General features: G+C 68.5%; 15 protein-coding genes and 1 tRNA gene. 10 read left to right on the top strand and 6 right to left on the bottom strand.

All coding sequences use genetic code 11. The features are described 5' to 3' along the window. Positions 1 to 1,260 carry a deoxyguanosinetriphosphate triphosphohydrolase gene (locus QMG86_RS23415; protein WP_281874825.1) on the top strand — a complete coding sequence of 420 codons (1,260 nt, stop codon included), beginning with the start codon at positions 1 to 3 and terminating at the stop codon, positions 1,258 to 1,260. 13 nt (positions 1,261 to 1,273) lie between these two features. Here the strand turns inward: QMG86_RS23415 and QMG86_RS23410 are convergent, their stop codons facing one another. Beyond that, positions 1,274 to 4,822 carry a hypothetical protein gene (locus QMG86_RS23410; RefSeq protein WP_281874824.1) on the bottom strand — a complete coding sequence of 1,183 codons (3,549 nt, stop codon included), beginning with the start codon at positions 4,820 to 4,822 and terminating at the stop codon, positions 1,274 to 1,276. Between the two features lie 338 nt (positions 4,823 to 5,160). Here QMG86_RS23410 and QMG86_RS23405 point away from each other — a divergent pair, with 338 nt between their 5' ends. From QMG86_RS23405 to dnaG, 3 genes are all read left to right on the top strand, one after another. Next, complete coding sequence (locus tag QMG86_RS23405) at positions 5,161 to 6,315, top strand: FIST signal transduction protein (RefSeq protein ID WP_281874822.1); 1,155 nt, start codon at positions 5,161 to 5,163, stop codon at positions 6,313 to 6,315. Continuing rightward, positions 6,312 to 7,061, top strand: coding sequence for a Mut7-C RNAse domain-containing protein (locus QMG86_RS23400; RefSeq protein WP_281874821.1), 750 nt, complete (start codon positions 6,312 to 6,314; stop codon positions 7,059 to 7,061). The genes QMG86_RS23405 and QMG86_RS23400 overlap by 4 nt, the downstream gene beginning before the upstream one ends. 134 nt (positions 7,062 to 7,195) lie before the next feature. Further along, positions 7,196 to 9,115 (top strand): DNA primase, encoded by a 1,920-nt coding sequence (dnaG, locus tag QMG86_RS23395; RefSeq protein WP_281874820.1) that lies wholly within the window; start codon positions 7,196 to 7,198, stop codon positions 9,113 to 9,115. Between the two features lie 33 nt (positions 9,116 to 9,148). Here dnaG and QMG86_RS23390 read toward each other — a convergent pair whose 3' ends face one another. Further along, positions 9,149 to 9,394 (bottom strand): hypothetical protein, encoded by a 246-nt coding sequence (locus QMG86_RS23390; RefSeq protein WP_159845410.1) that lies wholly within the window; start codon positions 9,392 to 9,394, stop codon positions 9,149 to 9,151. Between the two features lie 202 nt (positions 9,395 to 9,596). On the opposite strand from QMG86_RS23390, the gene QMG86_RS23385 reads away from it, so the two are divergent. Further along, a tRNA-Asn gene (locus tag QMG86_RS23385) sits at positions 9,597 to 9,669 on the top strand. Positions 9,670 to 10,093: 424 nt separating this feature from the next. Here the strand turns inward: QMG86_RS23385 and QMG86_RS23380 are convergent. Continuing rightward, on the bottom strand, positions 10,094 to 10,480 hold the full coding sequence (locus QMG86_RS23380) for a hypothetical protein (protein ID WP_281874819.1): 387 nt from the start codon (positions 10,478 to 10,480) through the stop codon (positions 10,094 to 10,096). A 234-nt stretch (positions 10,481 to 10,714) separates the two neighbouring features. On the opposite strand from QMG86_RS23380, the gene QMG86_RS23375 reads away from it, so the two are divergent. The 3 genes from QMG86_RS23375 to QMG86_RS23365 all read left to right on the top strand — a co-directional run bounded on the left by QMG86_RS23375 (position 10,715) and on the right by QMG86_RS23365 (position 14,615). Further along, a complete protein-coding gene (locus tag QMG86_RS23375; protein WP_281881095.1) occupies positions 10,715 to 11,833 on the top strand; it encodes an AI-2E family transporter in 1,119 nt (372 codons plus the stop codon). A gap of 381 nt (positions 11,834 to 12,214) precedes the next feature. After that, positions 12,215 to 13,678: an MDR family MFS transporter gene (locus tag QMG86_RS23370; protein WP_281874818.1), complete on the top strand. Its 1,464-nt coding sequence runs from the start codon at positions 12,215 to 12,217 to the stop codon at positions 13,676 to 13,678. A gap of 658 nt (positions 13,679 to 14,336) precedes the next feature. Beyond that, complete coding sequence (locus QMG86_RS23365) at positions 14,337 to 14,615, top strand: helix-turn-helix transcriptional regulator (protein ID WP_281874817.1); 279 nt, start codon at positions 14,337 to 14,339, stop codon at positions 14,613 to 14,615. 52 nt (positions 14,616 to 14,667) lie between these two features. On the opposite strand, the gene QMG86_RS23360 is transcribed toward QMG86_RS23365, so the two are convergent. Beyond that, positions 14,668 to 15,063 (bottom strand): DUF6010 family protein, encoded by a 396-nt coding sequence (locus QMG86_RS23360; RefSeq protein ID WP_281874816.1) that lies wholly within the window; start codon positions 15,061 to 15,063, stop codon positions 14,668 to 14,670. A gap of 242 nt (positions 15,064 to 15,305) precedes the next feature. On the opposite strand from QMG86_RS23360, the gene mbp1 reads away from it, so the two are divergent. Continuing rightward, positions 15,306 to 15,557, top strand: coding sequence for a microaggregate-binding protein 1 (mbp1, locus tag QMG86_RS23355; RefSeq protein ID WP_195086934.1), 252 nt, complete (start codon positions 15,306 to 15,308; stop codon positions 15,555 to 15,557). 84 nt (positions 15,558 to 15,641) lie between these two features. On the opposite strand, the gene QMG86_RS23350 is transcribed toward mbp1, so the two are convergent. After that, positions 15,642 to 16,832: a lipase family protein gene (locus tag QMG86_RS23350; RefSeq protein WP_281874815.1), complete on the bottom strand. Its 1,191-nt coding sequence runs from the start codon at positions 16,830 to 16,832 to the stop codon at positions 15,642 to 15,644. A gap of 199 nt (positions 16,833 to 17,031) precedes the next feature. On the opposite strand from QMG86_RS23350, the gene QMG86_RS23345 reads away from it, so the two are divergent. Continuing rightward, positions 17,032 to 18,033 (top strand): YdcF family protein, encoded by a 1,002-nt coding sequence (locus QMG86_RS23345; protein ID WP_281874814.1) that lies wholly within the window; start codon positions 17,032 to 17,034, stop codon positions 18,031 to 18,033. Between the two features lies 1 nt (position 18,034). Here the strand turns inward: QMG86_RS23345 and QMG86_RS23340 are convergent, their stop codons facing one another. Then, entirely contained in the window at positions 18,035 to 18,778 is a 744-nt protein-coding gene (locus QMG86_RS23340; RefSeq protein ID WP_281874813.1) for a glucose 1-dehydrogenase, read from the bottom strand. Positions 18,779 to 18,947 lie beyond the last annotated feature (169 nt).

The raw sequence follows: 18,947 nt of genomic DNA, 5'->3' as shown, positions 1-18,947 counted from the left end.
ATGAGCGCCCGGTACACCGATCACGACACCGAACGCCTCGTCGTCGAGGGCGCCAAGACCGCGGGGCTCGGCCCGCCGCGCAGTGAGTTCGAGACCGGCCACCGAACCGAGTTCGCGCGCGACCGGGCCCGGGTGCTGCACTCCGCGGCGCTGCGCAGGCTGGCCGACAAAACGCAGGTCATGGGCCCGCGCGAGGCCGACACGCCGCGTACACGGCTCACCCATTCCCTGGAAGTCGCCCAGATCGGCCGCAGCATCGCCGACGGCCTCGGCTGTGATCCGGACCTGGTCGACCTGGCCGGGCTGGCCCATGACATCGGCCACCCGCCCTACGGCCACAACGGCGAGAAAGCCCTCGACACCTTCGCCGACGCCTTCGGTGGGTTCGAAGGCAACGCGCAGAACCTCCGGATCCTCACCCGCCTCGAACCCAAGGTGCTCGAATCCGATGCCACCAGCGCGGGCCTCAACCTCACCCGGGCCGCTCTCGACGCGGCGCTCAAATATCCCTGGGGCCGAACGGGTCCGGGCACCAAGTTCGGCGCCTACGAGGTCGACGCCGAGCGCCTGGAGTGGATCCGCAAGGGCGCGCCGGACCGGCGGCGCAGCCTCGAATGCCAGATCATGGACTGGTCCGACGACGTCGCGTACTCGGTGCACGACGTCGAGGACGGCGTCATCGCGGGCCGGATCGATCTGCGCGCGCTGGCCGACCCCGCCGAACAGGACGCGTTGGCGGCGCTCGGCCAGTTCCAGCACTCGCTGGCCGCCGACGAGCTGATCGCCGCCGCGCAGCGGTTGTCGGAACTGCCGGTGGTCGCGGCGGTGTCCGGATACGACGGCACGTTCACCGCCTCGGTCGCGCTGAAACGCCTGACCAGCGAACTCGTCGGCCGCTTCGCCACCGCCGCGATCATGGCGACGAGGGAGGTAGCCGGGCCGGAACCGTTGTCCCGGTACGCCGCGGACCTGGAAGTGCCGCGCATCGTCGCCGCCGAGGTGGCGTTGCTCAAGACCGTCGCGTTGCGGTATGTCATGTCCGACCCGGCGCACCGGTTACGCCAGGCCGCCCAGCGCGAACGCATCCTCGCCGTCGCCGACCGCTTGCTGGCCACCGCACCGCGCTCCCTCGATCCGGTGCTGCTGCCGTTCTGGAACGCCGCCACCGACGACACGGCTCGCGTGCGGGTCGTGGTGGACCAGATCGCCTCCTACACCGAGAGCCGTCTGGAGCGGGTCGCGGTCGAGTTGAACGTCTAGCCCGGCGTCGGCTTCACGCCGTCAGGCCGTCGGAGGACTCCGCTCGGGCCATTTTCACCAGTGCGCCATGCAATTCCTTGGCCGACGCCCCTGCTCGCTCGCCCCGGAGCACCACCTCGGTGAAGCCATCGATCAAGGCCCGGCCGGGATCGAGCAGTCCGAGTCCGCCACCGCCGCCACGCAGCGACTCGTTGATCAACGTCCGCAATGCTTCTTGCCGGGCCCGGAACCCACCGGCGGCGTCCAGCGCCCCCGCGAACTCGCGAGCGACCGCCGTGTACACCGGGCGTTCGGCCGGGCCGCGCCGACGGAAGATCCTGCGCGTCTCCACAGGAGCAGGCGGATTCAAGGCGGCCCGGTCCAAAACGATCCAGATCGCGGACTCGGCGGACTGCTCGGCGGGCCCGCGAGCCGGCCTCGGGCGAGATTCCGCATCGTCGGTGAGTTCGACCCCACGCAGCGGAATCGGGTATTTCGTAAGCAGCTCATCGAGGGCGGAAGCGATCTCACGGATCACCTGGACATCCACGGTCGCGGCATCGAACCCGACGACTTCCAAGCCATGCCGCGCCGACATCTCCCGCGCGATGCGAAGCGCTTCGGAAGGGTCGGGGCCGGTCGGCTCCGGGGCTGCGGCGCGGTGCGCTGTGCCGGTCCGTTCGAGGGGCGCGCGGCCCTTGTTCCGAGCGGGAGCCGAGTTGGTTCGGGTGGATGCGTCGCGTGTGCTGTCGGTGTGCTGCGGGGCGGAAGCGCTCCCGGGCGCCGAGTTCGCGGAGCCTGTGATCCGAGGGACGGCCTGACGAGGGCGCGCGTCGTCTGTTCGCGGCGCGCGTGTCGAATGCTGCGCCGGGCCGGGACGGTCGGAGCCGTCAGCGGGGACGCTCCGCGGCGGAGGTACGGGCCGGTGTGCGCTAGTGGTGTCATCGATCGGCGTGGGCTGGTGAGGGGCGTCAGGTCTTCGGCCGAGCGCGGCAGCGTCAGTGCGGCCGGGCTGGGGGATGAGCGCGGATTCGCCCTGTGGGCCAGGTGCGGGAGGAGCCGTGTTGCCGGTCCTTCCGCTGACTTCGCAGGCCTGTGTGCTGCCCGAGGGCTGACGCCAGCTGTCTGTCTTGCCGGTCTGCGGGTCGGACTCAGTTTGCGAGGTGGGGTCCGTCGTTGCAGCGCCCGGTGAGCCGACCCGTGGGTCGGGGGAAGCGTCGATCCAGGAAAAGCGCAGTGCGTCGATCAACTGAGTGGCGGTGGAGCCGGTGTCGGTGCGTCGCCGCGATACTGGTTCGTCGGTGGCGTGGGGGAACGTAGCGTCTGCCGGCCTGGCCGCCGGGTGGTTCGCGGCGCGGGAGTGGGCGATGTGGTCGGGATGCGAAGTGGCATGGGCCTCCGGCGCGGAAGTCGGCCTTTCCGCGACGTCCTTTCGCGGGGTGGGTACCGAGTCGTCAGGGTTGATCGCCGGCTGCGGGACGGCGGGGGAATCCGCTGGCTCGATCGGCGGGACAGGCGCACCGATCGTTGGCGGGACGGATGCACCGAGCATCGGAGTTGCCGTGGAGCCGCCGATCGTCGGAGTTGCCGCGGAGCCGCCGAGCATCGGAGTTGTCGCGGAGCCGTCCGGGAGATCGGTCCGGAGAACGGACGTGCTGTCCGACGATGTGGAGTCGGGCTCGCCTGCCATCCGGCGACCTCCGGAGCCCCCCACGATGCCGACCTGGGCTGGAAGGGGTGGGGTCCGGATCTTCGGCGCGGCGTCGTCCGCTGCACCGTCGGCTGGGGTGGCTGTGGAGTCCGGCTTGATGTCGCTGTGCCGGGTGGCTTCCGGACGATGGGGAAGCTCGGTCTTCTCCGAGGGCGCGACCCCGTTCGCGGTGTCGATCGTGGAACGAGTCTCGGTGCTCGGAGCGGTATCTCGCTGAGGCGCGCTTGTCTCCACGGTGCGCACCGCTTCACCGCTGTCGGTACCGCCGCCCGGACGGTCGATGTCGTGGCGGTCGCCGGTCTGCCGCGTCGGCTCGGGCAGGGGCGCGCTGTCGAACTCAGGGCCGCCGGGACGGGCGGAGGGCGAGTCGTCGGCGCGTCGGGTCTGGCGGATCGGCTTGGAGTTGTTTCCGGGGCCCGGTTCGGCGTCCGCTGGGCGGTCCTCCGGCCTTCGGTCGTCGGCGGTGTGGGGGTGTTGGTGCGGTGCGAAGCGGTCGGAAGCCGGAGTGCTCGTGGGGGCCGACGAAGAGTTGCCAGTGGGGGCTGAGGTCGACTCGTCGGCGAGGCGGGTCCCGCGGATCCGCCCGTTGTCGCTTTCGGGATCCGGTCGGGCGTTCTCTGGGCGGTTCTCCGGCCTTCGGTCGTCGGCGGTGTCGGTGTGTTGGTGCGGTGCGAAGCGGTCGGAAGCCGGAGTGCTCGTGGGGGCCGACGAAGAGTTGCTAGTAGGGGCTGAGGTCGACTCGTCGGCGAGGTGGGTCTGACGGATCGGCGCCGAATTGCTTTCGGGGCTCGGTTCGGCCTCGGCGGGATAGTCCTTCGGTCTCTGGTCGTCGGTGTGTCGGTGCGGCGTGCCGGTGTCGGCTCCGTTCGCTCGCGGTAAGCGGAGCACCACGTCTATCTCCGGCACGAACGCGGCTCTCTCGGCAGCGTCGATCCGTGGGCGTCGCGGCCCGCCGTCGGCCCGGTTCCTGGACTGGAAGCCCGCGGTCTCGACCGGCGGGGTGGATAGGCCGGTCGGTTCGATCGGTCCGGACGTGTCCGGAGGACCCGGCCGGCGGTGGGACGCGGTGTCGGTGCGATGAATTGGTGCGGAGTGCTCGGGGAGATCGGTCCGGCGGTGGGATGTGGCGTCGGCGCGCCGGAGAGATGACGCGTCGTCGGGAAGGGCCGTCTGGCGTGATCCGGCGTCGGTGCGTCGGTTGGGTGTGGGGTGGCCGGGCGCATCGATCCGGTGGCGGGCAACGTCGGTGCGATGCATCGGTGCGAAGGCTTCGGGAAGATCCGTCCGGCGCACATCGGCGTCGTCGGTTCGATCGGCGGGTGCGGAGCGGTCCGCGCGGCCCGGCCGCTGGATCAGCGCCGAATCGACGGTGATGGCGCCCGGTGGGGCGGAGCCGTCAGCCGCATCCGTGCGCCGGACGGACGCCGGATTGTCCAAGGCGTCGGTGCGACGAGCAGCGGATTCGTACTTCGAAGAGCGAGCCGCCGACGGCCTCAGGGGCGCGGACAGTTCGACCGCGGCTACCTCCGGGGGCGCGGATGCTCGGACCGGTGCGCTCGGCACCGTCGGGCACGGGCGGACGACGCGCCTCGACCACGGGGTCGCCGAGGTCTTCCGGGCCCAGGGAGTGGGCATCGCCTTGCGCTCGGGTGCGTCCGCCGCTTCGGGCGCAACCTCCGCAGCCGGTATTTCCACCGCCGCCGGAGTGAAGGCCACCTCGGCACGGTCGAGCCCATCGCCGACGAGCGCCTCGGCGGAGGCGATGGCTGCCTTCAATTCGCCGACTGTCCGGGAGGCGTCCACGATGAGCCGCTCCAGTGTCGACACGAGCACGCGCAGTTCACCCGTGTCGATCCGCGACGGCTGACTCACGATGTCTCCCGCCTGTCCTCATCAGGTCGTGTCGCGGTGCGCTGGCCTGCGCCGACTCTTTGATCTCGCGTGACCGAAAGCAAACTGTGGTTCGGCCATTGTCGCTCAGCCCGGCCGGACCTCTCCCGGCTGGGAACACGGTTTGACAGCTCGTGCGCCGCCGAACAGCTACCGAATCGCAACCTGCCCGCCGCTTCGTCGTATCGGCCGTGGCACCGGCAAACCGGGCCGCGACCTCGGCACCTCGCCCGCGAACGGGACCCTTCTGCATAGAGGCGATGAAAAATACAGCGCCGCAACGGTATTCGCTCCAGCTTCCGGTTGGCTACCATGGAGGGGTGCGGATCGGAGTAGGGCTCTCCACCGCGCCCGAAGCGCGGCGAGCGGGCATGGAGGCCGCAGCGTTCGCCCGCGACCAGCTCGCGGGCGAGGCGCCGTCCCTCGCTGTGCTGCTCGCGTCCCGCGCGCACACCGACGACGCCGTGGAAGTGCTGTCCGGTGTCCACCGGACGGTCCGGGTGCCCGCCCTGGTCGGCTGCGTGGCCCAGGCGGTCGTGGCCGGTCGCCGCGAGATCGAGGACGAGCCCGCGGTCGCGGTGTGGCTGGCCACCGGACTGCCCGCCGCCGAGACCTTCCAGTTGGACTTCCTCCGCACGGCCAGTGGCGGATTGCTCGCCGGTTATCGCTTCGACAAGGCCGCACGCGACTTCCACCTGCTGCTGCCCGACCCCTACTCCTTCCCGGCCGACCTCCTGCTGGAGTACGTGAACACGGATCTGCCCGGCACCATCGTGATGGGCGGATTGGTGAGCGGCGGCCGGGGCCCCGAAGGCAGCCGCCTGTTCCGCGACCACGCCGTGGTCACCTCGGGCGCGGTCGGCGTGCGCCTGCCGGGTCTGCACGGCGTGCCGATCGTGTCCCAAGGCTGCCGGCCGATCGGCTACCCCTACACCGTCACCGGCGCGGACGGCACGGTGATCACCGGACTCGGCGGCCTGCCCCCTATCGAGCGGTTGCGTGAGATCGTCGCCGTGCTGCCACCCGATCAGCAGGAACAGATGGCGCGCGGGTTGCAGATCGGCTTCGTCGTCGACGAGCATCTGGCCGAGCCCGGACAGGGCGACTTCCTCATCCGCGGCCTGCTCGGCGCCGACCCGTCCAGCGGCGCGATCGAGGTGGGCGAGGTCGTGGAGGTCGGCACCACGGTTCAGTTCCAGGTGCGCGACGCGATCGGCGCGGACCGGGACCTGCGCGCGGCCCTCGCGCGGGCGCGCACCGATCTGGCCGGGCGTCCGGCGGGTGCGTTGCTGTTCACCTGCAACGGACGTGGCCGCCGGATGTTCGGGGTCGCGGATCACGACGCCACGACGATCGAGGACTTGCTCGACGGCATTCCGCTGGCGGGCTTCTTCGCCGCGGGCGAGATCGGACCCATCGCCGGACGCAACGCGCTGCACGGGTTCACGGCGTCGATGGCGCTGTTCGTCGAATGAACGTCGACCTGCGCGTCTATGCCGAGCTGAACGACTTCCTGCGGCCCGGCGAGCGGTACACCGCGCTGCGGCGACCCTATCGCCCGCACCAGACCGTGAAGGATGTCATCGAGGCCGCCGGCGTCCCGCACACCGAGGTCGACCTGGTCCTGGTCGACGGACAACCGGTCGACTTCGACCACCGTCCGCGCCCCGGCGGGCGGATCACCGCGTATCCCGTCTTCGAGACACTCGATATCGGCCGGGTGACCAGGGTGCGTCCCCATCCCTTGCGTGCGCCCCGGTTCCTCGCGGACGTGAATCTCGGCGGCCTCGCCAAGCTGATGCGACTACTGGGCCTGGACGTGCACTGCCGGTGGGACGCCGAGGACGCCGAGCTCGCCGAGGTGTCGGCGGCCGAGCACCGGATCCTGCTCACCCGCGATCGGGGGCTGTTGAAGCGCCGCAACGTCACCCACGGCGTCTACATCCGGGCGGACCAGCCGGTCGACCAGGTCGTCGAGGTGATCCGGCGGCTCGATCTCGGCGCGCGCCTGGCGCCGTTCACCCGCTGCCTGCGCTGCGGCGGCGTCGTCGCCGAGGTCGCCAAAGCCGAGGTCGAGGACCGGCTCGAACCGCTCACCCGCCGTTACTACGACACCTTCCGGCAGTGCCGCGAGTGCGGCCGGGTCTACTGGCAGGGCTCCCACCAGGCACGGCTGGCCGGTACCGTCGCGGCGATTCGCGCGGAGCTGGATCGCTCCTGATCCCTCGGGCGAGCGGATGGCCGGCTCGGCGACGGCTCGCGAAGGCCGAGCCACCCGTCCGGCCGGTTCGGCCGGAACTCGCTGTGCGGAGCCGCCCGGGCGCGTCGGCCCCGCGTTCGCCTAGACTCTCTGCCGTGGCCGGACGACTTCCTGATCGCGATATCGCGGCGATACGCGAGCGCGTCCGGATCGAAGACGTGGTGGGCGAGTACGTCGCGCTCAAGCGCGCCGGAGCCGACTCGATGAAGGGTCTGTGCCCGTTCCACGACGAGAAGTCGCCGTCGTTCCACGTGCGCCCCAATCACGGGCTGTTCCATTGCTTCGGGTGCGGCGAGGGCGGCGACGTGTTCGCCTTCTTGCAGAAGATCGAGCACGTCGGGTTCGTCGAGTCGGTCGAGCAGCTGGCCGACCGGATCGGTTACCAGATCAACTACGAAGGTGGCGGCACCTCGGTGCAGCGCGACCGGGGCACCCGGTCCAGGCTGGTCGCGGCGAACGCGGCAGCGCACGAGTTCTACGTCGCGCAACTGCGCGAGCCGGAGGCCGAAGCCGCCCGCAAATATCTCACCGATCGCAACTTCGACGCCGCCGCCGCGCACACTTTCGGTTGCGGGTACGCCCCGGCGGGGTGGGACACGCTCACCAAACACCTGCTTCGCAAGGGTTTCGACTTCAAAGAGCTGGAGGCCGCCGGGCTGTCCCGGCAGGGTCAGCGCGGCCCGATCGACCGCTTCCACCGGCGGCTGCTGTGGCCGATCCGGAACCTGTCCGGCGACGTGATCGGCTTCGGCGCCCGCAAACTCTTCGACGACGACACCATGCCCGGCAAGTACATCAACACGCCGGAGACTTTGCTGTACAAGAAGTCTCAGGTGCTGTTCGGCCTGGACCACGCCAAGCGCGAGATCGCCAAGGGCCACCAGGCGGTCGTGGTCGAGGGCTACACCGACGTCATGGCGATGCACCTGGCCGGGGTCAAGACCGCGGTCGCCTCGTGCGGCACCGCCTTCGGCGACGAACATCTCGCCCTGTTACGCCGCCTGATGATGGACGACAACTTCTGGCGCGGCGAGATCATCTACACCTTCGACGGCGACGCCGCGGGGCAAGCGGCGGCCCTCAAAGCTTTCTCCGGCGATCAGAAACTGGCCGGTCAGACCTACATCGCCATCGCGCCGGACGGGCAGGATCCGTGCGAGCTGCGGCAGCGTTCCGGCGACGCGGCCGTGCGCGATCTGGTCGCCCGGCGAACGCCGCTGTACGAGTTCGTGATCCGCGGCCTGCTCGCCGACCACAATCTGGACACCGCCGAGGGCCAGGTGGAGGCGCTGCGCCGCGCGGTGCCGGTGGTCGCGCAGATCAAGGACAACGCCCTGCGCAAGGCCTATGCCACCAAACTCGCGGGCTGGGTCGGCTGGGACGACATCCAGACCGTCGTGCGCCGCGTCGGCGAGGAAGCCAAGCGCAAACGCAACGGCGGAGGCGGCGCCGGGGCGGTGCGCGCGCCCGCGCCGCGCGAAGTGGTCGCCGAACATCCGGCGGCACGACCGAATCCGAACGATCCCACGCTCCTGCCGCAACGTCAGGTGCTGGCCGCCGCACTGCAGTACCCGGCGATGGCCGGTGCGGGTTTCGACGCGCTCGAGGCCGAGGCGTTCACCCACCCCGCCTACGCGGTGCTGCGCACCCTGATCGCCGAGGCGGGCGGTACCGCGGCGGGGCTCGGTGGCGCCGAGTGGGTCAACGCCGTCGCCGACCGCACCGACGACCTGACCGTGCGCGCCCTGCTGTCGGAGCTGGCCAACGAGCCGCTACCGGTGAAATCCGAGACCGACATCCCCCGCTTCGTCGCCGGGGTCCTGGCGCGCACCCAGGAGGCTTGGGTCGGCAGGCAGATCGCCGAGCTCAAGTCCAAACTCCAGCGGGTCTCGTCGACCGAACAGCCGGAGGCCTACTACGCCCTCTTCGGCGACCTCGTCGCCTTGGAGCAGTACCGCAAGAGCCTGCTCACCCAGGCGATGGGCAACCACGGGGACTTCGCCACCGGGGCCTGACCTCCGCTGGTACGTCCGGTGTCGAGCAGCAGGTCAGCGGCGCAGCTGGTCGTGCGGCACCAGGACGGTGGTCCGCTCGTCGAGCGGCTCCATCGGCTCCAGGCGCGGGCGGGTGCTGAGTTTGTCCGACAGTTTCTGCCTGCCGACGAGCACGAGCTTGCGGGTCACCGGGCTCCCGGTCAGCGCGCGGGTCGCGGCGCTGATCTGTTCGTAGCGAGCCCGCCCGGCCTTGCTGCCGAGTACATAGCCGGCCGCCACGCCGATGATCAACCGCAGCATCTCGATGTGCTCCTCCCAGTTGCCAGTTCGCCGCTCCATCCTGCCCGACGCCCCACATGCCTGTCGATCCGGACACCCGATAGCCCGGCCCCCGCCCGCGCGGACAAGTCAGCAGGTAGCGACACGATTTGGGCTCCCGCCCAGCGATACGCTAAAGTTTCTCCTCGGCCCGCCCGGTGCGAACCGAGCGAGTCGAGGGCAATCCCCTATAGCTCAATTGGCAGAGCAGCCGACTGTTAATCGGCAGGTTTCTGGTTCGAGTCCAGATGGGGGAGCTGTGACCAGGGCGAACGTATCAGTTCGACCCTGGTTTTGTCCGTTTCGGGGGTCGAACGACACGGAAACGACACGTCTTCATCCCGCGAGGCGTCCCAGGGCTGCGGTGAAGTCGGGTGCTTCGGTCGGTTGATCGATGTAGTGGCGTTTGGTGACGGAGTCGTTGGCGTGGCCGAGTTGCTGGGCGGCGGCTTGGGGGCCGTATTGGTCGGCGATGGGGGATGCGACGGTCTTGCGGACCGGGGGCGTGTGGCGCCGGCGGTTGTGGAAATTGCGAGGTCTGGCAGGCCAGGCTGCGCCGGGATGCATGGTTGCGGGGTTACCGCCAGAGTCGCCAATGACTAGGCGAGAGGTCAGCCTGTTTCAGGATGACACGTACGCCATTAGGCTGCTTACGGTCTTTGGTGGCGTGAATTTGACGCGTCAGCTGCCGGAATATCGGTCCAATACCGCGGTGATTCTCTCGAGATCACGTACCGACCGGTGGCAGAAATCTGGGTCTGTCCGCACCAGTAGGTCCACAGCTTGTGCTTCGGTGGCCAGTCCGTGGCGTTCTTTCTCTGCCATCACTCGTGAAGGTACGAGTACCCAGTTTCGTCGGGTGGTGTCGAACAGCCAGTCGATCTCTCGATTCTCGGCGGAGGCGGCCTCGTGCAAGAGTTCAGCGAGGCGAGCCGGCTGAGGTTCGGGAAAGCGCCAGACAACAAGTGGTGGAGTGGGAGTACCGTCGTCGCCGGTGCCGCCCGCATGGCGGTACCACTCCAGGTCTCCGTACCGCTTCAATCGAGTGATGAAGTCGCCAGAATTCATTACCCTACCTTCTTGACTGTGGCGCCGGGATTATCTCCCATTGCCGGGACACCTTCGGGGTCGAGTCGGTTCGACAGATGTGGTCACCGGACGGGGGAGATTCCTGCCGAGCGGCAGTCTTTGTCGCGCCGCACCCCCTGTGAATGAGGGAAGGTGGGCCCGCGCGGGCATACGATCCTCCAGCAGGTCCTGACGAGCAGCAACGTGCGATGGGAGTCGCCGGTGGCATCGGAGATGGATGACGCGACCCCCGTCGGGCAGCGCGACGGGTGGTCCATCCCGCGCGGATTGATCGTGCTGATGGCCGCCGCCGGGGCGGTGGTGTCGATCGCCGGGATCAAGGTGTTCGCGGGCATAGTCGGTCCGGTCTTCCTCGCTCTCATGCTCACCGTCGCGGTGCAACCGATCCACGCCTGGGCGCGGCGGCGCGGACTGCCGGCCTGGGTGGGCATGGCGCTGGCGCTGGCGGCGGTCTACGCCATCGTGGTGGGGCTGCTGGGCGTGCTGGTGGTGTCGGTCGCGCAACTGGCCACGGAATTGCCCGGTTACGCCGAGGAATTCGATGATCTGCTCGGCGGGGTGCGCGCATCGCTCGCCGACGCCGGTGTGGGCGGCGACCAGATCCGCGACCTGCTCAGCGGCGTCGACCTACGCCGGCTGACCACGGTGCTGCAATCCGCCCTCACCGGACTGGCCGGCGTGCTGTCCGACCTCGTCTTCGTCATCGTGCTGCTGCTGTTCATGGCCTTCGACGCCACATCGATGGGACGGCGGGTCGAGATCGTCACCGAAGTGCGCCCCGATATCGCGTTCGCGTTCGAGACCTTCGCCTCGGGAACTCGCCGCTACCTGATCGTGTCCACGGTGTTCGGATTCATCGTCGCGGTATTCGACGGGCTTGCGCTGTGGTGGCTGGGTGTCCCGCTGCCACTGCTGTGGGCGGTGCTGTCGTTCATCACCAACTTCATCCCCAACATCGGTTTCGTCGTCGGTCTGGTTCCGCCCGCGCTGCTGGCGCTGCTCGAAGGCGGTCCGACGCTGGTGATCTGGGTGATCGTGGTGTACAGCGTGATCAACTTCGTCATCCAGTCGTTGATCCAGCCCAAGTACGTCGGGGACGCGGTCGGCCTCAGCGTGACCGTGACCTTCTTGGCGCTGGTCTTCTGGACCTGGGTGCTGGGCGCACTCGGCGCACTGCTCGCCATCCCGCTCACCCTGCTGCTCAAAGCGGTACTGCTCGACATCGACCCCGCCACCCGCTGGGTCAGTGCCTTGATCAGCAGCGCACCGGCGAATCCGGGCGACGAGACCCATCGTGAACGAGCTGACGCCGACGGAAGGACTGGACGATGAATACCTACCAGCGGCTGGATCCGAGCGGCCGGGGCGAGGCGGTGGCGATGCTCGATTCGGGCGACACCGCGGCTGCCTAGTTCGTCGGCGTAGCAGCAGCCGCGGCCATTGACCCTCGGGATCGGCAGATGGTGATCAGGCTCACGATTACCTCGCGGTGCCCGGGCGAGGGCCTGTTGAACAGTGGTTTCCGGCCCGAGGACGGGAGGATCGACCGGAAAAGAAGGTGATTTGTGTCGGTGCCGACCGGAATACTGACCCGCGCCCGATGAGTTCGTGCCATCGACGCCGTCTCTACAGCTGTGGCGCCGGGACGCGATCCGGTGACTCGGCAACGGGCCACATGTTCCTGTCAACGTCCCTTTGCTCCGGAGGTATCCGATGTCCGTCGACTCATCCGCTCCCGCCTCGGTAGGGCGGACACCGACCGTCATCCGGGTGCTGGTGCTCGCCACTTTCGTGGTGATCCTGAACGAGACCATCATGATCAACGCGATTCCGCGGTTGATGGAGGATCTCGCGATCACCGACCGGGCCGCGCAATGGGTGTCGACGGCGTTCATGCTGACGATGGCGGCGGTCATCCCGACCACCGGCTGGTTCCTGCAGCGCGTGTCGACCCGGCAGGCGTATGCCGCGGCGATGGCCGTCTTCCTGGCGGGGACCGCGCTGTCGGCGGTCGCGCCGTCGTTCGCGGTGCTGCTGCTCGGCCGGATCGTCCAGGCATTCGGCACCGCGGTGATGATGCCGCTGCTGATGACCACACTGATGACGGTGGTGGCCGAGCACGACCGTGGCCGGGTGATGGGCAATGTCACCCTGGCGATCTCGGTGGCGCCCGCGATGGGGCCGGTGATCTCCGGAGCTGTGCTGCAAATCGGCTCCTGGCGCTGGCTTTTCGTGCTGGTGCTGCCGATCGCCGGTGTGATCGCCTGGCTGGGGCTGCGCCAGCTGGAGAACGTGGGTGAACCGCAAGCGGGACAGATCGACACGGCCAGCGTGGCACTGGCCGCGCTCGGTTTCGGCGGACTGGTGTTCGGGCTCAGCCGCTTCGAGAGCGGCAACCTCGCCGGTCCGGCGCTGATCGTGGCCGGGGGCTCCGCGCTGATCGCCGGGTTCGTGTGGCGTCAGTTGCGCCTGCAGCGCACCGGCACTCCGCTGCTGGATCTGCGGGTCCTGCTGTCGGGCACCTACACCAAGGCGCTGATCCTGATGTCGGTGGCGTTCATGGCGATGCTCGGGTCGATGATCCTGCTGCCGCTGTACCTGCAGAATCTGCGTGGCCTGAGCCCCTTGGCCACCGGCTTGCTGGTGATGCCGGGTGGGCTGGCGATGGGCCTGCTCGGCCCGACCGTCGGTCGCCTGTTCGACCGGTTCGGTGGACGCTCGCTGGTGATTCCGGGGTCGATCGGCATCGCCGCGTCGCTGGCCGGGTTCACTCAGATCTCGATGACCATGCCGTACTGGCAGCTGCTGGGCCTGCACATCCTGCTGATGGTGTCGCTGGCGGCGGCCTTCACCCCGGTGTTCACGCTCGGTCTGGGCGCGCTGCCGCAGCATCTGTACTCGCACGGCAGCTCCATGCTGGGCACCTTGCAGCAGGTCGCCGCGGCGTTCGGCACCGCCTTGGTGGTGACGGTGATGTCGGCCCGCGCCACCTCTCTCGCCGCTGAGGGCACCGACCTCGTCACCGCGCATCTCGACGGGATGCGCCTGGCCTTCCTCGTCTCGGCGGCGCTGGCGTTGGTCGTGATCGTCATGGCGGTGCTCTTGCCGAGCCGGGCGGCGGCTCCGGAACAAGCGGTCGAGTCCGAGGCTGCGATGCCCCAATTGACCAAGCACTGAACAACTCTCACCACGGCGAAGCCCCTGTCCGCATCGACGGCCAGGGGCTTCGCCGTGTCCCGGCGGGTTGCCCGTTGCCATCTGGAGCGGCAACAGGCAACCCCTGTTCCCTGCGGAGTGCTCAGCCGATGCTGGAGCCGTAGTTCGTGGCCGAAGATCTCACAACGCCGGCGTTTGCGGCAACGAGGGGAGGAATACGCCGACCGATACCAAATCATCGATCCGCGGTTCAGCGTCAGCTCGATCGCTGCGCACTCGCGGCTCTGGTTGGTGGCGAAACCTCGACTATGTGGGGGAAATAAACCAACCAGAATCTTCCACGGCCGGGTTGTCGGATGCGCGCGGTCGGGTATATGACCGAACGTTTGCTGTTCAAGTCCCGCGCAGCTCGGGCGAGTGCAGACTGTTCTTTGCAAAACCGTGGTGTTTCGGTCGAGGACAGATTTGTGATCGCGAGACATCCGGCACGGATGTACTCGAGGGGGGCGAACTGGTCGGTTCCATTCACGTCTTTCCCTCCCGCTGTACGTCCACGCAGCGCTGTGCGGATAAATCGTCCGCCAGGAGTGTCCGCCGGGACCGCCCCGCCGCGCTGAGCGCTATCGGCACCTGGTCTTCCGACAACTCGAAATATCGAAGGATTGCAAAGGATTAGTTCATGAGTATCGCGTTCGACCATAACGACCAGCTGCCCGCCGCGCTGGAGCGGGAGCGTCCGGCGCTGAGCAGCCGGGAGGTCGAAGTGCTCCTGGCATGGATCGCGTCGGACTCGAAGGTGGAAGTCGGGCGGCGTCTGTACATCTCGCTGGGGACCGTCAACACCCACCTGGCACGAATCAGGGACAAATACGCCGCGGTCGGCCGCCCGGCACCGACGAAAGCCGCGCTGGTGGCCCGCGCATTGCAGGACGCGCTCATCGATATCGATGATCTCTGACCGCAGGGCGGGTGGGAATCACCGCAGCCGAATGGCTTGCCCGGACGACGGTTCAGGAGACGGCGGCTTTGCGGCGGAGGCCGAAGAGTGAGGGGCCGCCGTACAGGCACCACACGGCGATGACCGGGTCGCAGATCGCGCATCCCAGGGATGAGTCGTGCGCGAACGGGATGATGGGATTGCCTTTGAAGTGGTGCAACAGGTCCCATGCGGTGTGCAGGAGCCAGGCGATGCCGATGAAGGTCCAGGACTCCAGGCCACGATAGGCGCAGTAGGTGACGACGGCCGTGAATACGAATTCCCAGCCGCCTGCTCCACCGCCGCTGAGATATGCCGCCCCCGCACCGGCGACCATGACGGCATTGAAGCGGCGACGATGGGGCTCCGGGATCGCCGACATCACCACCGCGTACAGAACACCGATCAGCACCGGCGCGACATAATTCATGATCGGTTGAACTCCTTGCGGTCGGACCCCTTCTCGAACCGAATTTATCGATGCGAGCCAGCCCTTCCCAGAGGCATTTACGCCACATCGCACCGGAAATTTGCCATCGGGGCCGTAGTTGGCGCTGCCCTCGGTATCGGCTGCAGAGGCCGACGGCAGGTGGTCGGCGTCACAGGGCGATTGACGTCGCCGGAGTCGGGTATGCGGCGGATGTCAGCCGACTAGGAATTGGGAGGTATGTGATGCCGGAGCATCAGAGTGGACCCCGGGAAGCTGTCGAGGGTGTCGTCGAGGACATCAAGGGGAAGGCGAAGGAAGCCGCTGGCGTCGTCACCGGTGACGAGGACCTGAAGAAAGAGGGTCGCGCACAGCAGGACAAGGCCGAATCCCAGCGGGACGCGGCACAGAAGGAAGCCGAAGCCGAAAAGGCCCGTGCTGAAGCGGATCTCGACGAGGCGCGCCAGAACGCGTACGAGAGCGGCAAGGACGTCTAGTCCTCGGCGCGAGATCCGATGCGGCGGTACAGCGGAACGATCCGCTCCCGGGCGGCGGGTGAACTACCGCCGCCCGGGCCGCCCTCAGCAGTTGGTCGGTGCGGGCACACCGCGGAAGCGTGCGTCCAGCCAATCGATGGCGGACGGTATGCCGAGCAGCGCGGTGGACAAGTGGTCGGGGCTGAGGAGTTTCTCGTAGAGCACTCGTGCGCCCGCATCGCAGTACCGCCGGAGCGTGGCATCGATCGACTCCACCGGAATGAGGGCGTCGATCTCGGCGCGCCATTGGTAGACCGGAACGGCCGGGACGCCTTCGTAGTATTCCAGGCTGTTTTCCTCGAGCACGCCCCGTGCGCGCTTGTCGTCGGCCAGCGAGTTCGAGGCCGCGACGTCCACGATTCCCCGGCCCGCGCCGGCCAGCAGGATCTCGTTGGTGCAACTGTCGGCGATCCGGTTGCGGACCGACAACCCTTCCGAGTTCAGCTGTTCACTCACCGGCAGCCGCGCCGGGTATTCCCGCTCCAGCCCGAGAGCGGCGGCGAAGGCGAGACCGAAGGCCGCGTGCGGCGCATAGCCCAGGCCCTCGATCATTTTGACCAGATTCATCGGCACCCCGCCCGCGGCGACGCCGACGAGCGGCAGTTCCGGCGCGTAGGTCGGCGCGAGCGCGGCCGCCCATGCGCTCGCCATCCCTCCGCCGGAGTAGCCGAGCATGGCGATCGGGCTGTCCGCCAGGCCCAGTTCCGCGACCCGCCGGGCCGCGCGGAGTCCGTCCAGCGTGATCATGCCGCCGAGTTTCGCGGCCCCGTAGGCGCTGGTCGGCCCCAGGTGGTCGGGCAGCGCGACCGACCAGCCGCGCAGCAGCAGGGCGTTGAGCGCAGGCGCTTCGCGCACTGCGAGATTGGGGTCGCTGGTGTAGAGCACGCGGGAGACCGCGCACTGGGTGCCGAGGGCGTTGATGATGTGCTGGTAGGACAGCAGTGGCCCACCAGGGGCGGGATCGGGCGGGGTCAGCACGGTGGTGGTGGCCGCGATCGGCTCACCCGCGGAGTTGGTCGAACGGAACTTGATCATCGTCACCGTCGAGCCGGGGAACGTCGGCAGCGCCGGCATCGGCCGTACGGCGAGGACGTCGCCGGGTGCGGCGCGGTCCAGATCGGCCGGAGTGGCGTAGAACGGATCCGGATCCGGCGCGGGATAGATGGGCTGCGCCGCGGCTTGCGGTGTGATCACACAAAGCGCGGCCGCTGCGGTGGCGATGACCAATCGAAGCATGTCCTTCGTCGACTCCCATTCCTCACGACGTGCTGGTGCGTAAAGCTGGTGTGCTGAAGTCGAATGCATCCCGGATGCCGGTCGCAGGCGACCGATGCCCGGACCTGCACACTGTAGGGGACGATCGGAAAAAGCCGAGGTAGCCGCGCCGCTCGGGGACGGCCGGGCGCGGCGCTCACCGGTCGGTTACCGTGGCCCGGTGCTACTGCTGGTCGTCGGCGTCGTCCTGCTCGGTGTGTTCGCGGTGCGATTCGGCAGGGACCGCAGGCGGCTCGGCCACGGGGTGTGGCTACTTCTCGGGACGGGGTTCGTCGGCGCGTGGGCGGTCGGCCGGATCGTCGAGGGCGATCTGTCGGTGCTGCTCACGCCGCTGGTGGTACTGCTGTCGCCGTTGCTGGTGCTGGTGCTCGCCGGGTTGTCGATCGCCAACGGCGCGCAGCTGGTGCGCCGCGAGGGGTGGCATGTCCCGAATCTGCTGCCGCTGGGGCTCGGCATCGCGCTGCTGGTGCCGTATGTGGTGCTCGGCCTGGCTGTCTGCACTGAAAATCTGTGGATCGTAGTCCTTTTGGCATCGCTGACGATGGCGATCAGTTATGTCGGCTTCTTGTTCACCGCGTTCCTGCTGTATTCGCTCTGCTACGGCCTGTTGCCCTACCGGCCAGGGATGGACGCGATCGTCGTGCACGGAGCCGGACTGGTCGACGGGGAGGTGCCGCCGCTGCTGGCCGCGCGCCTGGATCGGGCGATCGAGGTCTACCACGACGAGACGGCCGAGGGGCGCGCTCCGTTGCTGATCGCCAGTGGCGGTAAGGGATCCGACGAGGAGGTCTCCGAGGCGTCGGCGATGGCCGATTACCTCGTCCGCCGCGGTGTGCCGGAAAACCGTGTGGTGCTGGAAGACCGGTCGGGATCCACCGAGGAGAATCTGCTCTTCACCAAGCGCCTGCTCGGCGAGCGCGGCCCGGCCACGCGCATGGTGCTGGTGACGAGCAATTTCCACGCGCTGCGCACGGCGATCCTGGCGCGCCGCCTCCACCTCGACGCCGAGGTGACGGGCGCCAAGACCGCCTTCTACTACCTGCCGAGCGCGTTCCTGCGCGAATTCGCCGCGCTGCTGGTGGCCTACAAATGGACCAATATCGTGGTGGGCGTCGCGCTGGTGGCGCTGCCGCCGCTGGCTCTGCTGGCCACCCGCGGCTGAGTCAGCCGAAGCTCTTGTGCGGCACGCCCACGGTCAGACCGCCGTCGATGACGAACTCGGCTCCGGTGGTGTACGACGATTCGTCGCCGGCCAGGAAGGTCACCAGGGCGGAAACCTCGGCCGGGTCGGCGGCGCGACCGAGCGGGATCTGCAGGAAGTCCTCGGGGATGTTCTCCGTCATCGGGGTGCGGATCAGGCCGGGATGCACGGAATTCACCCGGATCTTGTACTGCGCCAGTTCCAGCGCGGTGGATTTGGTGAGTCCGCGCACGGCGAACTTGGTGGCCGTGTAGCCGTGCAGTCCCGGGCTGCCGCGCATGCCCTCGACGGAGGAGATGTTGATGATCGAGCCGCCGCCCGCCTCGATCATCGCGGGCGTGGCCGCCTGCATGCCGAGGAAGGTGCCGGTGAGGTTGATATCGATGATCCGCTGCCATTCGGCCAGTTCGAACGCGACGAGCAGGTTGCCGTTCACGATGCCCGCGTTGTTCACCAGGACGTTCAGCGAGCCGAACCGCTGCACCGCCGCATCGACGGCTTTGCGCCAGTCCTCCGGCTCGCGCACGTCGAGGTGCACGTAGGCGGCGTTGTCGCCGAGCTCGGCGGCGACCGCGACGCCCTCGTCGTCGAGCACGTCGCCCAGCACCACGCGTGCGTCCTCGGCGACCAAGGCCCTGGCGTGTGCCGCGCCCATTCCGCGCGCTCCGCCGCTGATCAACGCCACCTTGCCGGTCAACCGCCCCATCCGGGTACCTCCGTCTCCAGAACTAGTCTGCAACACGTTACAGAAAATTGCCCGGTGGGGCGCGTCTCGCGACAGTAACCCAGGTGGACGCTCGGAGGCGGTCGGTGTCCGGGTGTCCGGGTGTGTCGTCGCATGGGCTGCGCTGTTTCCCCGTAGGTTGCGCGGCGCA

Source organism: Nocardia sputorum, from assembly GCF_027924405.1.
Classification (GTDB): Bacteria; Actinomycetota; Actinomycetes; order Mycobacteriales; family Mycobacteriaceae; genus Nocardia; species Nocardia sputorum.
The sequence above is the reverse complement of the archived record's forward strand: the minus strand, read 5'-3'. Positions and strand labels throughout refer to the sequence as shown.